The 13,397-nt window shown below is 59.8% G+C and carries 12 protein-coding genes and 1 rRNA gene; 7 read left to right on the top strand and 6 right to left on the bottom strand.

From position 1 onward, the window contains the following. Nucleotides 1-51 precede the first annotated feature (51 nt). The 4 genes from rrf to OH720_RS27160 all read left to right on the top strand — a co-directional run bounded on the left by rrf (nucleotide 52) and on the right by OH720_RS27160 (nucleotide 3,882). Nucleotides 52-167: ribosomal RNA gene (rrf, locus tag OH720_RS27175) — 5S ribosomal RNA — on the top strand. Between the two features lie 149 nt (nucleotides 168-316). Then, complete coding sequence (locus OH720_RS27170; protein WP_272603558.1) at nucleotides 317-976, top strand: paraquat-inducible protein A; 660 nt, start codon at nucleotides 317-319, stop codon at nucleotides 974-976. Beyond that, nucleotides 963-1,586, top strand: coding sequence for a paraquat-inducible protein A (locus tag OH720_RS27165; RefSeq protein WP_008055603.1), 624 nt, complete (start codon nucleotides 963-965; stop codon nucleotides 1,584-1,586). The genes OH720_RS27170 and OH720_RS27165 overlap by 14 nt, the downstream gene beginning before the upstream one ends. Continuing rightward, nucleotides 1,579-3,882, top strand: a complete 2,304-nt coding sequence (locus OH720_RS27160) for a PqiB family protein (RefSeq protein ID WP_272603557.1) — start codon at nucleotides 1,579-1,581, stop codon at nucleotides 3,880-3,882. Before OH720_RS27165 ends, OH720_RS27160 begins: the two co-directional genes overlap by 8 nt. Nucleotides 3,883-4,007: 125 nt before the next feature. Here the strand turns inward: OH720_RS27160 and mksF are convergent, their stop codons facing one another. Genes mksF through mksB form a run of 3 tightly spaced genes read right to left on the bottom strand, consistent with a single transcriptional unit; the run spans nucleotide 4,008 to nucleotide 8,819 of the window. Further along, nucleotides 4,008-6,848: an Mks condensin complex protein MksF gene (gene mksF / locus OH720_RS27155; protein WP_272603556.1), complete on the bottom strand. Its 2,841-nt coding sequence runs from the start codon at nucleotides 6,846-6,848 to the stop codon at nucleotides 4,008-4,010. After that, entirely contained in the window at nucleotides 6,845-7,552 is a 708-nt protein-coding gene (gene mksE, locus OH720_RS27150) for an Mks condensin complex protein MksE (RefSeq protein ID WP_272603555.1), read from the bottom strand. Before mksE ends, mksF begins: the two co-directional genes overlap by 4 nt. Then, entirely contained in the window at nucleotides 7,542-8,819 is a 1,278-nt protein-coding gene (mksB, locus tag OH720_RS27145) for an Mks condensin complex protein MksB (RefSeq protein WP_272603554.1), read from the bottom strand. Before mksB ends, mksE begins: the two co-directional genes overlap by 11 nt. A 219-nt stretch (nucleotides 8,820-9,038) precedes the next feature. On the opposite strand from mksB, the gene OH720_RS27140 reads away from it, so the two are divergent. Next, on the top strand, nucleotides 9,039-9,779 hold the full coding sequence (locus tag OH720_RS27140) for an energy transducer TonB (RefSeq protein WP_272606530.1): 741 nt from the start codon (nucleotides 9,039-9,041) through the stop codon (nucleotides 9,777-9,779). Further along, entirely contained in the window at nucleotides 9,772-10,224 is a 453-nt protein-coding gene (rimI, locus tag OH720_RS27135) for a ribosomal protein S18-alanine N-acetyltransferase (protein ID WP_272603553.1), read from the top strand. The genes OH720_RS27140 and rimI overlap by 8 nt, the downstream gene beginning before the upstream one ends. An 83-nt stretch (nucleotides 10,225-10,307) precedes the next feature. Here rimI and OH720_RS27130 read toward each other — a convergent pair whose 3' ends face one another. Further along, nucleotides 10,308-10,712 (bottom strand): serine kinase/phosphatase, encoded by a 405-nt coding sequence (locus OH720_RS27130; RefSeq protein ID WP_272603552.1) that lies wholly within the window; start codon nucleotides 10,710-10,712, stop codon nucleotides 10,308-10,310. 167 nt (nucleotides 10,713-10,879) lie between these two features. Here OH720_RS27130 and can point away from each other — a divergent pair, with 167 nt between their 5' ends. Beyond that, nucleotides 10,880-11,524, top strand: coding sequence for a carbonate dehydratase (gene can, locus OH720_RS27125; protein ID WP_272603551.1), 645 nt, complete (start codon nucleotides 10,880-10,882; stop codon nucleotides 11,522-11,524). Between the two features lie 82 nt (nucleotides 11,525-11,606). On the opposite strand, the gene OH720_RS27120 is transcribed toward can, so the two are convergent. Both OH720_RS27120 and OH720_RS27115 read right to left on the bottom strand, forming a co-directional pair. After that, nucleotides 11,607-12,794, bottom strand: a complete 1,188-nt coding sequence (locus OH720_RS27120) for a hypothetical protein (RefSeq protein WP_272603550.1) — start codon at nucleotides 12,792-12,794, stop codon at nucleotides 11,607-11,609. Between the two features lie 152 nt (nucleotides 12,795-12,946). Next, nucleotides 12,947-13,267 carry a hypothetical protein gene (locus OH720_RS27115; protein WP_272603549.1) on the bottom strand — a complete coding sequence of 107 codons (321 nt, stop codon included), beginning with the start codon at nucleotides 13,265-13,267 and terminating at the stop codon, nucleotides 12,947-12,949. Nucleotides 13,268-13,397: the final 130 nt, after the last annotated feature.

The raw sequence follows: 13,397 nt of genomic DNA, 5'->3' as shown, positions 1-13,397 counted from the left end.
ACCCAATTTGCTGAAGCGAGGCCCTCTGGCCACGACTCAGTACCCGAATTTCTTGACGACCATAGAGCGTTGGAACCACCTGATCCCATCCCGAACTCAGAAGTGAAACGATGCATCGCCGATGGTAGTGTGGGGTTTCCCCATGTGAGAGTAGGTCATCGTCAAGATTAAATTCCAAAACCCCTATCTGCGCATGCAGGTAGGGGTTTTGTCTTTTGCCGAAAGAAAATCACGATGACTCGTGCACAAATTGGCACAGTTATTTTCGGTTCAGGGCACTAGAATAGGCCCAACCTTTTCGGAGTCAGAGCGTTATATGCCAGATCCGGTTGACGCCTCAGGGCTGTCAGAATTACCGCTGAACGATTTGGTGGCATGCCACGAGTGCGACTTGCTGATGCGCAAGCCCAAGCTCGACCATGGCGAGAAAGCCCTGTGCCCGCGATGTGGTTACGAGCTTTATGCCCATCGATACAACGTCGTGCAGCGCAGTCTCGCCCTGGTTATCGCGGCACTGCTGTTGTATATCCCGGCGAACTTTTTACCCATCATGCAACTCAATCTGCTCGGGCAATCGTCGCAAGACACTGTCTGGAGCGGGGTTGTCGGGCTTTTCGATACCGGCATGCAAAGCGTTTCAGTCATTGTGTTCCTGAGCAGCATGGCGATTCCGCTGCTCAAGCTGCTCTGCCAACTGGCCGTGTTGCTGAGTATCCGTTTCGACGTCGGACGTAGCTACGGCTTGCTGCTTTACCGTATTTACCACCATTTACGGGACTGGGGGATGCTTGAGGTTTACTTCATGGGCGTACTGGTCGCGATCGTCAAGCTGGCAGATATGGCAGCAATGACCATCGGCCTGGGCCTGGCGTGCTTCATTGGATTGTTGTTGGTTCAGGTCTGGCTGGAGGTTGTGATGTCGCCTCATCAGATCTGGCAGGCTTTATCAGGAGAGGATGCCCATGCGGGCGATTGATGCAGGCATTCTGATTTGCGCCGAATGCCATGAATTGAACAAGCAGGAAGCTGATACCGATGAACAGGTCTGTACTCGCTGCGGCGCGCTGGTGCATGCCCGCAGCCCTAACAGTGTGGCGCGGACCTGGGCGCTGCTGATCACCGCAGCCATTCTTTACATACCGGCCAATGTGTTGCCGATCATGACCGTGAGCTCCCTGGGCAAGGGTGATCCCAGCACCATCATGTCCGGTGTGATCCAACTGGTTCAGCACGGCATGATTCCCATTGCCGCAGTGGTGTTTATCGCCAGCATTGTGGTGCCCACGTTCAAACTGGTGGGTATCGCCTTGCTGCTGTTTTCCGTGCAGCGTCACCAGCCACTGTCGGCCCGCCAGCGCATATGGATGTACCGCTTTATCGAGTTCATCGGCCGCTGGTCGATGCTCGATATCTTTGTGATCGCCATCCTGGTGGCGCTCGTGAATTTTGGACGGCTTGCCACCATCGAAGCTGACCTGGGCGCCATTGCGTTCGCCAGCGTGGTGATTCTGACGATGCTTGCCGCAGTAACTTTCGATCCCCGACTGATTTGGGATAACACGGAGTCGGACGACGACCATGACTGATCTGCCTACAGCTAAAACCCGACCGGCTTCGAACTGGTCGGCCATCTGGGTGTTGCCCCTGATTGCCTTGATCATTGGTGGCTGGCTTGGCTGGCGCGCCTACAACGAAACCGGTATCGAGGTTCAGGTACGTTTCGAAAGCGGTGAAGGCATCCAGGCCAACAAGACCGAAGTTGTCTACAAAGGCATGCCGGTCGGCAAGGTGAAAGCCCTCAAGCTTGATGATGAAGGCAGTTCCAAAGGGGTGATCGCGACCGTCGAGATGAACAAGGACGTGGAGCAATACCTGCGCACCAGCACGCGCTTCTGGTTGGTCAAGCCGAGCGTGACGCTGGCCGGTATCACCGGGCTGGAGACGCTGGTCTCGGGTAACTATGTCGCGATCAGCCCGGGTGAGGGTGAGCCTGCCCGCAAGTTCAAGGCGCTGGCCCAGGAGCCGCCGCTGTCGGACGCCCAGCCCGGCCTGCACCTGACGATCAAGGCTGATCGCCTGGGCTCGCTGAACCGCGGCAGCCCGGTGTTCTACAAGCAGATCAAGGTTGGGCAGATCAAAAGCTACGTGCTTTCCGAGGACCAGAGTACGGTCGAACTCAAGGTCTTCATCGAGCCGACCTACGCCAAGCTCGTGCGCAAACACACGCGTTTCTGGAATGCCAGCGGCATCAGCATCGATGCCAACCTGTCCGGTGTGAAAGTACGCAGTGAGTCCCTGGCCAGTATCGTTGCCGGCGGTATTGCGTTTGCCACGCCTGAAAACCGCAAGGACAGCCCGCCGACCGATCCGAGCCTGCCGTTCCGCCTTTATGAGGACTTCGATGCGGCCGCCGCCGGGATCAAGGTCAAGGTCAAGCTGAGTGACTTCGAAGGTCTGCAGGCTGGCCGCACGCCGGTGATGTACAAAGGCATTCAGGTCGGCACCCTCAAGGCGCTCAAGGTCGATCCCGATTTGTCCGGTGCCAGTGCCGAGTTGACCTTGGACCCACTGGCTGAGGACTACCTGGTCGATGGTACCCAGTTCTGGGTGGTCAAGCCGTCGATTTCCCTGGCGGGTATCACCGGCCTAGAAGCATTGGTCAAGGGTAACTACATCGCCGTGCGCCCGGGGGACAAAGGCGCTGCGCCGCAGCGTGAGTTCGTCGCACGGCCCAAGGCGCCGCCGCTGGATTTGCGTTCACCAGGCCTGCACCTGGTGTTGTTCACCGATACCCTCGGCTCGCTGGATGTGGGCAGCCCGATTCTCTACAAGCAGGTTAAGGTGGGCTCGGTACAGAGCTATCAGTTTTCGCGCAAAAAGAAACAGCTGGTGATTGGCGTCCATATCGAGAAGGAATACGAAGACCTGGTCAACGCCTCCACGCGGTTCTGGAATGCCAGTGGCATCACGTTGACGGGCGGGCTGACGGGCGGGATCCAGGTCAAGAGTGAATCGTTGCAAAGCCTGATGGCCGGCGGCATCGCCTTTGAAACACCGGAGGCCAAGGCGCCCTTGCAGAAGCGCATCCCACGTTTCCGTCTGTTCGAGAATCACGAGCAAGCCAACCAGAAAGGCGCAATGATCACCATCAAGGTCGACCGTGCCGATGGCCTGCGTACCGGGACACCGATCCGCTATAAGGGGCTGGATGTCGGCAAGATTGAAGACGTGGATCTGAGTGATGATCTGCAGTCGGTGCTACTGACTGCGCGGATCGATGAGGTTCCGGAGCGCATCGCTCGCGTTGGCAGTCAGTTCTGGGTGGTCAAGCCCGAACTGGGGCTGATCAAGACCTCGAACCTGGAAACATTGGTCACCGGGCAATACATCGAGGTGCAACCGGCAGCGAAGAACCTGGGGCCGCAGAAGAACTTCGTCGCGCTGGCCAATCCCCCGGAAAGTGCCAAACAGGAAGCCGGATTGAGCCTGGTGCTGAGCGCTCCTCGCCGTGGCTCGCTGAAGGCGGGTGTGCCGGTGACGTATCGCGAAATCACCGTGGGCAAGGTCACGGGTTATGAGTTGGGCCAGACGGCAGATCGTGTGCTGATCCGCATCCTGATCGAGCCAAAGTACGCGCCATTGGTCCGCAGTGGTACGCGCTTCTGGAACACCAGCGGTTTTGACTTTGATGTTGGCCTGTTCAGGGGGGCGACGGTGCGTACCGAATCGCTGGAGACTATGATCCAGGGCGGTGTCGCCTTCGCTACGCCAGACGGTGAACGCATGGGCAGCCCGGCGCGACCGGAGCAGACATTCCCGCTGTTCGACAAGTTCGAAGAGGAATGGCTGACCTGGGCGCCGAAGATTTCGCTGGGTAAATAACAGGCGACACCGCTCCACTGTAGGAGCGGGCTTGCCCGCGAAGAGGCCCTGAAGAGCACTGAAAGCCCCACAAAAAAGGCCGCGATCTATTGGAGCGCGGCCTTTTTCGTATCTAACGGTTCAAATCAAACCGCATCCAGCTCCGGCTCATCAGCCTCAACATTCACAGTCGCCTTCACCTGCTCATGACGACGAATGTATTTCCAGTCGTCCTCATCGATGTAGATGCCAGCCGGGCCGCTGCCACCTTCCAGGTCGATGGCGACACTGGCGCAAACCTGTGGCTTCACACTGGCCAGGATTGGCACGAAGCCCAGCTGCAGACTGGTTTCCAGCAACGCCGCCTGGTTTTTCTCGTCGATGTCCGCGGCCTCGTCGAGGTAGTAAGGCAAGCGCACTCGCCCGGCCAGGTCGCGGTCCATCAAGTGCAGCAACAAATACATGTTGGTCAGCGCCTTGATGGTCATGGTGGTGCCGTTGGACGCGGCGCCGTCGATGTCGGTGTGGATCACCGGCGATCCGTTGACCTTGGTGATTTCGAACGCCAGCTCGAACAAGTCCTTGAGGCCGAGCTGGTTGTGGTTCGCCGCTACCAGACGCGCCAGGTATTCCTTGGCTTCTTCGTTCTTGTTGTCCTGCTCGGCACTCTGGCTGAGATCGAAGACCGACAGCGTCTCGCCTTCTTCGTATTGGCCGGCACTGTGGATGATCTGGTCAATGTGCTTGAGTGCTTCCTTGTTCGGCGCCAGCACGATGCGGAAGCTCTGCAGGTTGGACACCTGGCGCTTGTTGATCTCGCGGTTGAACAGCGCCAGCTGGTGTTCGAGGCTGTCGTAGTCGCTGCGGATGTTGCGCAGGGTCCGGGCGATGTCGGTAACGGCCGCACGCCGGGCCTTGCCCAGGGTCAGGGCTTCGTCGGTGCGGTGTGCGTAGGCGTTGATCAGCAGTTGCAGGCGACGTTCCATATCGTCTTCGCTGTCGAACTTGGCCACGCCCTTGAGGCGTACCTGGGCGTACAGCGCCTCGATCTGGCCGTCGGCGCGCAGCAGGCCTTGCCAGCTGTCCTGATAGTCGTTGAGCAGCGGCAGCAGGTTGTCCATGGAATCGTCGACCGGATCCATGAACGGCGTACCGAACGGCAGATCCGCCGGCAACAGCTGACGGCGGCGCAGGGCGTCGTCGAGGGTACGTTGCTTGGCTTCCATGTCACCGATCTGCCTGCCGACCAGTTGCAGCTTGGCGGACAGTTGCTGGACGCGTTCGGTAAAGGCATCGCTGGAACGCTTCAGTTCGTCCTGGGCGGCTTCCATCTGCGCCAGCTGCTCCAGCTTGTCGCCTTCTTCGGCGCTCAGGGTTTGCGCGCGACGGAAGTCTTCCAAGGCTTTCTGCGCATCCAGCACCTGCTGGTACAGCGCTTCGGTCTGGGTCTTGCTCGCGGCGCGGTCGGCCGCCACGGCTTGCTGGGTTTTCAGTTGCTTGAGTTCTTTTTCCAGGCGCTCTTTCTGGTCGCGCAGCGCGGCGCGGTCAGCCAGGGCTTGCAGGGCCGGTGGCTCAATGTGCGAGATGTCGATGGACAGTCCCGGCACTTCGAAGCGCTCGCCCTTGAAACCGTCGAGGATCAGCTCGACGGATTTCACCCAATCGCCGTTGTCGTCGAGGGCAATGCCGTGCTCACCCAGCGGCAGGCTGAACAGAGCACTGTTGAACAGGCGCATCAAGCGCTCGACGTCCTGTTGCGAGAATTCCTCGCGCAGTCGGGCGTAGCTGTTGTTGTCGGCGTGGTCGAGTTGTTGCTTGACCGACTTCAGGCGTTTTTCCAGGTCGCGCAGGCGTTCTTCAAGGTCCTCGGCACTGAACTGTCGGGACTGCGCCAAGGCGCCAGCCAGTTCGTCGTGGGCGTCCTTGGCCGCGAGCAGTTGTTGCTCGAGCACCTTGACGTCATCGACCAGGGCAAAGCGATGCTTGAGCACCGCCAGCTCGCCGAGCCAGCGCTGGATGCCAGTGATTTCCCGCTCCAGGCGCATCAGCTCCTGGGTGCCGCCACGCTGATCGTTCTGCAGGGCGTCCTGCTCGTGGCGATAGTGCTCGGCCTGGATGGTCAGCTCTTCCTTGCGGGCACTGGCGTAGTCCGACCATGTGCCGAGCAGGGAGTCGAGCAGTGGCGAGATCCGGTGCAGCTTGCCACGCAGGATGTCGCGCTGTTTCACGCCGTTGGCCAGGGCTTCGACCAGTGGGCCAGCGGCCACCAGCGAGTGGTAGTCCTGCTCCATGCGACGTACATCGCGGAAGGCTTCTTCGCATGCGGCGATGTAGTCGACGCTGCCGGAGCGCAAGCTGTGCTCGAAGGCATCGAGGAACAGTTGCTTGAGCTTGGCCGCGGTGATTTCACGCATGTGCAGCAGGTTGATGAACAGTGCGCGGAAGGTCTTCAGGCTCTGTTCGCTGGTGGAGCGCAGGGGGATCAGTGTCAGGTCCAGCGGGATCGAGGTGTGCCCACCGACCAGCAGGCGCCGCAGTTCATCGGGCTTGAGCTCGTAGGCTTTGAGGCCTTCGCGCTCAAGGTTGCTGAACAGTTCTTTCTGGCGCAGGCAGGTGTCGTTTTTCTGGTAGTGGGCCAGGTCCAGCTGGCCGGCATAGGCAAAGAACTGGTGACCGAAGCCGCCACCCGGGCCGCGTCCGACCACGCCGATCACGTGGGGGCCATGGGGCAGGTTCACCTCTACCAGGATATAGCTGGTGTCGGAGGCGAAGTAGAAGCGCCGGGATTGCTCCAGGCTGTACTTGCCGAAGCTCATGTCCGACATGCGCGCCAGGATCGGGAACTGTAGCGCATTGATCGAAGCGGATTTACCGAGGTTGTTCGCGCCATAGACCGACAGCGGCTCTTCCAGCGGGAACAGGCCGAGGCTGTAGCCGGCGGTGTTCAAAAGGGCAAAGCGGCGGATGCCGTAGCGTTCCTTGCTCATGCGTCGAGCTCCTGTTCTTCGGCAATGGCGCGGGCGAGGGCGTCTTCTTCGCTTTCGCTGTCTTCTTCAAACTCCGCCAAGTCGAGCGGGTCGTCGGTCTGCAGCAGTTTTTCGTCGCTGTCTTCGTCGATCAGCACCGGTATCGGCAACGGCAGGACGCTGTGCAGGCTGGCGGCCAGGTCGCGGTCCTGCTGCACCGACAGGCACACATCAAGGAAACGGTGCATCGGCGGCAGGAAGCGGTACACGCCGTTTTCTTCGCCGGCGAAGCCGAGCTGGGTCATGCGTCGCATGATTTTTTCTTCCAGCTCATCCTGGGTCTGCACTTCGGCCTGAATGAACAGGTCGCGGTATTTTTCCAGCAGCGATGGCAGTTCATCGCGACCGAGGCTGCCACCGTCGAGCACGGCGATCGGGTCGCGGCCCTGGTCGGCCAGGTGCTCGACGAGAATGAAGGTGAACAGCGCCAGGCGCTGTGCAGTCTTGTTCACCGCCGCAGCCGCCTGGTCCGGCACGAAATAGTAGAAACCACGGGTGTCGCAGACCAGTTCAAACCCCAGGGCCTTGAACAGCGTGCGGTACTGGTCCTGGAAGTTCGACAGCTGCGCATACAGCTCAGGATCGCGGCGGCTGACGTGGTAGCCCTTGAACAGTTCGCGAAAGATCGGTGCCAACTGGGACAATTCGGATAGATCAAGATGCATGTGGGATGCTCGCAGAATTCTCGGTGGCATCGGGGCCGGCCGAGAGCAGGGCGAAGGAGCGCAGGCTGACCTGGTGCTCGTGTGTGAAGTAGTCGCGACGTTCCAGGCGTTCGCGCTTGAAGCGTTTTTCCCGGGACAGTCGCGAGAACCAGTACAGCAATTCGTCGGTGGCGCCGTCCGGCTCCTGCTCCAGCAGCCAGGTCATCAGGTCCGGCATCGGCAGGGCGTCTTCGCAGCGTTCGAGCATTTCCCTAACCGTGCGTGGCGCCCGCGGGGTTTCGCCTTTCTGGGTCTTGTGGGCCTTGGGGAAGCGCGCCGGTTTCGGTTCGAAACGGGCCAGGGCGTAAACGTAGGCCTCGACCTGGCTGGCACTGCCGAGGAAAGTACTTTGCGGGCGTGTGAACAATGGCATTGCCGCCTGCGGCACGGCATCGATGCCTTTTCGGCGAATGGCAGCCAGGGCCAGTGCCGCGCCACGGGTGACGGCGTTGTGGCGACGTGCCTCTTCACGCAGCGGCAGCAGCAGTTCGCGCGCGTGACGCAGGGTCAACTGGGCACTGGTCTGCATTTCGAGGATGCGCGCGTGGGTACGCAGCAACATGTCGTCATCGACCAGGTGGCCGAGGCGTTGTTGCTCGGAGAGCATCTTCAGCAGAACGGTTTCGACCTTGCGCACACCTTGTTCGAAGGCGCCGTCGGCGTTCACCAGATCAATCATCGGCTCGACATATTCGTCCCAGGTCGCCAGTACCTCGGCGTAACGCTGGCGCAACGGAATCTGTCGGTCGCTGGTTTTCGCCCTTTCGGCGACGGCCACCAGTGCCTGTTCGTCGTTATCGAGTTTTTTCAATACATCGCGAACCCGCATGTCGAGCAGGCGCAACTGGCGGGCCAGATCGTTGCCATCGCGGATGTCGAAGGCGTCCTGGATGTAGCCGGCCAGACGCTCGAGATGGCGCAGATAGGCTTCGATTTCCAGGCACAGGCCCAAACGGTGTTCACGGCGCAGGTAAGCGAGGAAGTCGTGAATTTGCGCGTTGAGCTCGAAACGGTTCGGGCTTTTCGCCACCGGAACCAGGATATCAAGGCGAATCCACACGTCCAGCAAGCTGGTGATGTCCTGCGGCGTACTGTCGAGTTGCTGGGCGGCCAGTTGCGTGCGCAGTTCGTTGAGGCTCAGGGTGCCTTGGTCGAAATGCTCACACAGTGGCTCCAGAAGTGCCCAGTGTTCAGCGAGGGCGCGCAAGACGCGCTTGGGTTCGATCATCGGAATGGCCGGCTGGTTGGCGAATAAAAGCCGCGATTGTACTGCATCAGGCGCGATGCGATTCACTCTCGGGACGGGCTGTTGCTTTTTCTAACAGTGAAGTTATCGATCAACAGCGCGCGATCTTCAGCTAAGGGCGGTAGAATCTGCGCACTTTAGTTATCCACAAGTGGCCGACCTTTGCTTATCGAGTCCCGTCGTCGCGCTTATTTGAACGCCATGCAGGTGGTCAACTGGCTGCCGCGCACCGAATTGCCCTTTGCCGCCCCGTCGCGGCCAGAGCTGCTGGAGCCCCCCGAGGCGCTGGTCGAGGCTCCCGTGGCGCCTGTGCCGGTGGTCGAGGCGCCCGTTACGCCTACGGTAAAACCGGCCGAACGGGTGAAGATCGAGGTGCCGCGGCCATCGCTGGCGAGCACGCGCACTGGCGCAAAACCTGCCGCCGAGGAGGCGCCGGTTGTCGCCAGGGTCGTGCCGGTGCCACCGCCGCGCTTTGCCCTGCAACTGCTGCGAGCCGGCCGCTGCCTGCTGCTGGTGGAGTTACCCACAGGCGAATCCTTCCAGGCGCGCGACCCCGCTTACCTGCTGCTCAAGGACATGCTGCGTGCCGCCGGTCTGCCGGACAGCCCGCAGATCGTCGGCGAGCCGGTACGTTGGCCGCTGCTGGTGCGTGGGACGATGGACCAGGGACCGGAGGCGGCCCGCGACTTTGTGCAAGGTTTCCTCTCGGTGCGCATGGAAGAAGCTCCATGCGCCTGCCTTTGGCTGATCGGCCTGCCCGCGGTGCGGTTTGCCGGTGAGGCGGATGCCGAGGCGTTTAACCGTGAACTGCAGATCGAAGGCCTGGGCTCGGCATGGGCGGTACCGGGCCTGGAATTGTTAATGGAAGAGCCACAGCGCAAGGCCGCCGTGTGGCAAGCCATGCGTCGGCTGATGGCGCGCTGGAAAGAATCGAATGAGTGACGCTGTATCGTTCCGCCCGATGACCGAGGCGGACCTGGAAACTGTTCTGAAGATCGAATACGCGGCCTACAGCCATCCCTGGACCCGCGGGATTTTTCTCGATGGACTGGGCAAGTATCAGATCTGGCTGATGTTCGAAGGTCAGCAGCAGGTGGGCCATGGGGTGGTGCAGATCATTCTTGACGAGGCGCATCTGCTCAACATCACCGTCAAGCCGGAAAACCAGGGCCGAGGCCTGGGTTTGACCTTGCTCGAGCATTTGATGTCGATCGCCTACAAGTCCGACGCCCGGGAGTGCTTCCTGGAAGTGCGTGACAGTAATACTGCGGCGTTCAAGTTGTATGAGCGTTATGGTTTCAACGAGATCGGGCGTCGACGGGATTATTACCCGGCGGTGGGCGGACGCGAAGATGCGGTGGTCATGGCCTGTACCTTGGTGGATTGAACATCAGGAGCATCGCGAGCAGGCTCACTCCTACACTGTAGGAGCGAGCCTGCTCGCGATGGCAAGATTACAGGCGCTGAAAATCAACGCTTCCTGTCGAGCGGATCGCGCTGCGCCAGCTCTGCCTCATCCAGCCCATTGCCCCCACCAATGTCGTCTTCCTCGACAACGCTCAAATCCCAATCGGCCGGATCACCTTCGCCCTCTTCCCGGGCATCCCGGGCACCGTCTTCTCGGATGAGCGTTTCCGGACTCATGTCATCATCGGTGGATTCATGGTCGTCGGTCGATGCGCCCGTCATGCCGGCTTCACGCACACGTTCTTCGGGCATCAGTTGCTTGCGTTCCTTTCGCGGCAATTCATCGCCGATTTTTGCGCTGGGTTCTTCCGTGTCGAAGTCCAGCTCATGCATCGAGCCCATGCGATCTTCGTTATCATCGACGGGTTCCGGTTGCACCGCATCGTACGGACGTCGTGAATCAGTCATGGCATTTCCTCATACTGTTAGCCTTATAGGGTGGACCCCCTGGGTTGCAGAGAATTCCACCGGCATGGAGCGCCATGAACAGGCAGCAGCGGGCATTTGCATAACGCGCGTGACCCCGACGGACGGTTGTCTGTCAAAGCAGCGCACCATTATCGAGGCTTCATTGCATGAACGAATTACAAGATCTGATTGATAACAACGAGCGCTGGGCCTACGCGATCACAAAAGAAGATCCTGACTTCTTCGCCAAGCTGGCTCGTCAACAAACGCCGGAGTACCTGTGGATCGGCTGTTCCGATGCGCGGGTGCCGGCCAACGAGATCGTCGGCATGCTGCCGGGCGATTTGTTCGTGCACCGCAACGTGGCCAACGTGGTGCTGCACACGGACCTCAACTGCCTGTCGGTGATCCAGTACGCGGTCGACGTGCTCAAGGTCAAACACATCCTCGTAACCGGTCATTATGGTTGTGGCGGCGTGCGCGCCTCGATGCAGGATCGTCAGTTCGGCCTGATCGACGGTTGGCTGCGTTCTATTCGCGACCTCTACTACGAGAAGCGCGAAGAACTCGCCAAACTGGCCACCGAAGAGGAGCAGGTCGACCGCCTCTGCGAACTCAACGTGATTCAGCAAGTGGCCAACGTCGCCCATACCAGCATCGTGCAAAATGCCTGGCACCGCGGGCAGAACCTGTCTATTCACGGTTGCATCTACGGCATCAAGGACGGTCGCTGGAAAAGCCTGAACACCACCATTAGCGGTTTCGAGCAATTGCCGCCGCAATACCGGCTACGTCCGGTCGAGAAGTTGTAAGCCTTCGCAGCAGAGGCTTTGCCGACGCCAGTGTTGCAAGAACATCTGGTCGTCGGCGCCTTCCGTCAGTTGAGCATCCAGCCTATAGCCCAGGAGCGGGTATCGCCGGGGCTGGCGCTGGCACCTTGAGCAGCTTGAGCTGGGCCTTGATCGATGCCGTCGCACATTTGCCCGCGGCCTGCCCAGGGGTTAGCTTGCGGATCGAGGTGTAGAACATTGCACAGGTTTTATCGGCCTGGGCCACTTGCCAGGTCTGGGTGCAGCTTTTCAGCTCGATATCGGGATTGGTGTCCGTTTCACGGCCCATGGCAGCCTGCCAGCACGCGGCACTCAAATCCTGGCCCATGACTTTCAGGCCCGCGGAATCGGCCTGGGCCTGCGCATCTTTACCGGTGTAGCTGGCCGGATCGGCGGCGTACCAGATGTAGCTGGGATGATTGGCACCCAATAACGGTACTTTCACCCCGTCGACCGGACTGATCGTCACCAGGCTCAACACGTTCACGGTTGGCCCGTATTGCTGCTTGACCCAGTTGCGCACCGGCGACCCGAAGGCAACCGTTGGCAAGGCCGCGCCGCTGGAGTGCACGGTGACCTGCTTGACCATGGTGGTCTGGTAGTCCTTGAAGTAGTCGTAGACGCCTTCCAGGTCTTTGCCGGCGTTCGACGGTGCGGCAATCGGGGCGATATCGATGATGGTCTGGTAGCCCGGTAGCTGCTCGGGCGGGACGCCATTGACGGTCAGCAGCGTGGCCCAGCGATCCGTGGTAGCCGATTTCAGGTAATCCTGGGCCTGTGTCAGTGAATAATCCGGTGGGAAGTGCAGCAGCTCAACGCTTCTGCGGTTTTCCAGGGCCATGCCCAGTGGCAGGAAAAAGTGCCAGCTATAGGCCCACTTGCCGTCGGCATTCAGTTTGCTGGCACCGCTGTAGGCCAGGTCGCCGGCGTCAAGCAGTGCTGCCAGGGGCTTTTCATAGCTCCTGGGCACACCCGTGATTTCGGCATGGAGTTGATGGTTATCGGTTTTGACCAGAACCTTGGCATCACTGTAGCCATCGCGCTGCACGCTTTGCGTCAGGTAGTGCTCCACGGTCTGCTCCAGCGTCCAGTTGCGAAAGCAAATCACGTTGCAGTTGTTGGGGTAGGCGAACAAACGACTGACGCGTTCGGTGCTGCCCAGCTTCAGTGCGATATCGGCGTGGGCAGCGGTGCTCAGGCTGAGGGCACCGAAGGTGAGGGCCGCGAAGGTGAGGCCTGCGAGTCTTAACATGCTCAGATCCTTTTCAGCGTGGTCGCGATACCAAGATGCACGTCATACTGGATCAACACAATGATGCAGAAAAGTAGGCCTCAAGCACTTTTTTTTCGAAGTGTGCGACTCAGCCCGCGATCAACGTTTGCCGGTAGCGTGAGGTCAGTCGATCACAGGAGACGCAGCGCCAATTGGCTGCCGGCGCGCAAGTATTCAACCTGTGCGGTAACCGCATCCTTGACGATAGCCTCACCGGTATCGCTCAGCCTCGCTTTTTTGGCATCGAGAATGGCGCTCTGCAATAACTGCATGGCGACATCCATCGCTTTCTGAAAGGCCGTCACGTTGTTGTGCTGGCCAAATTCGCCGACAACAGCGTCCATGCGGCGATCGGCATCGTCTCGCAGGGCCCTGTACTCAACCACCGAGACGTTACCGTCCTGGTAAATTTCATTGATCAACTCTTCCAGTGTCTTGGATATAGGTGTCATCGGATCTTCCTTGGGTTTTTGGTGATTGATACTCCGGGACAGGTTAATTCAAGGAGGCTGGCTGCAAGAGTCAGCACTTGCCTTCGTATTGAGTGGGACAACGCTGCGCGTTTTGTAAGAAGGGATCTTT

The organism is Pseudomonas sp. WJP1 (assembly GCF_028471945.1).
Lineage (GTDB): Bacteria > Pseudomonadota > Gammaproteobacteria > Pseudomonadales > Pseudomonadaceae > Aquipseudomonas.
The sequence above is the reverse complement of the archived record's forward strand: the minus strand, read 5'-3'. Positions and strand labels throughout refer to the sequence as shown.

Excerpts from the sequence above, each read along its gene's own strand:
- OH720_RS27170 (WP_272603558.1), top strand. The coding sequence starts at position 317 with ATGCCAGATCCGGTTGACGCCTCAGGGCTGTCAGAATTACCGCTGAAC.
- OH720_RS27165 (WP_008055603.1), top strand. The coding sequence starts at position 963 with ATGCGGGCGATTGATGCAGGCATTCTGATTTGCGCCGAATGCCATGAA.
- mksF (WP_272603556.1), bottom strand. The coding sequence starts at position 6,848 with ATGAGCAAGGAACGCTACGGCATCCGCCGCTTTGCCCTTTTGAACACC.
- OH720_RS27120 (WP_272603550.1), bottom strand. The coding sequence starts at position 12,794 with ATGTTAAGACTCGCAGGCCTCACCTTCGCGGCCCTCACCTTCGGTGCC.
- mksB (WP_272603554.1), bottom strand. The coding sequence starts at position 8,819 with ATGATCGAACCCAAGCGCGTCTTGCGCGCCCTCGCTGAACACTGGGCA.
- rimI (WP_272603553.1), top strand. The coding sequence starts at position 9,772 with ATGAGTGACGCTGTATCGTTCCGCCCGATGACCGAGGCGGACCTGGAA.
- OH720_RS27130 (WP_272603552.1), bottom strand. The coding sequence starts at position 10,712 with ATGACTGATTCACGACGTCCGTACGATGCGGTGCAACCGGAACCCGTC.
- mksE (WP_272603555.1), bottom strand. The coding sequence starts at position 7,552 with ATGCATCTTGATCTATCCGAATTGTCCCAGTTGGCACCGATCTTTCGC.
- can (WP_272603551.1), top strand. The coding sequence starts at position 10,880 with ATGAACGAATTACAAGATCTGATTGATAACAACGAGCGCTGGGCCTAC.
- OH720_RS27140 (WP_272606530.1), top strand. The coding sequence starts at position 9,039 with ATGCAGGTGGTCAACTGGCTGCCGCGCACCGAATTGCCCTTTGCCGCC.
- OH720_RS27115 (WP_272603549.1), bottom strand. The coding sequence starts at position 13,267 with ATGACACCTATATCCAAGACACTGGAAGAGTTGATCAATGAAATTTAC.
- OH720_RS27160 (WP_272603557.1), top strand. The coding sequence starts at position 1,579 with ATGACTGATCTGCCTACAGCTAAAACCCGACCGGCTTCGAACTGGTCG.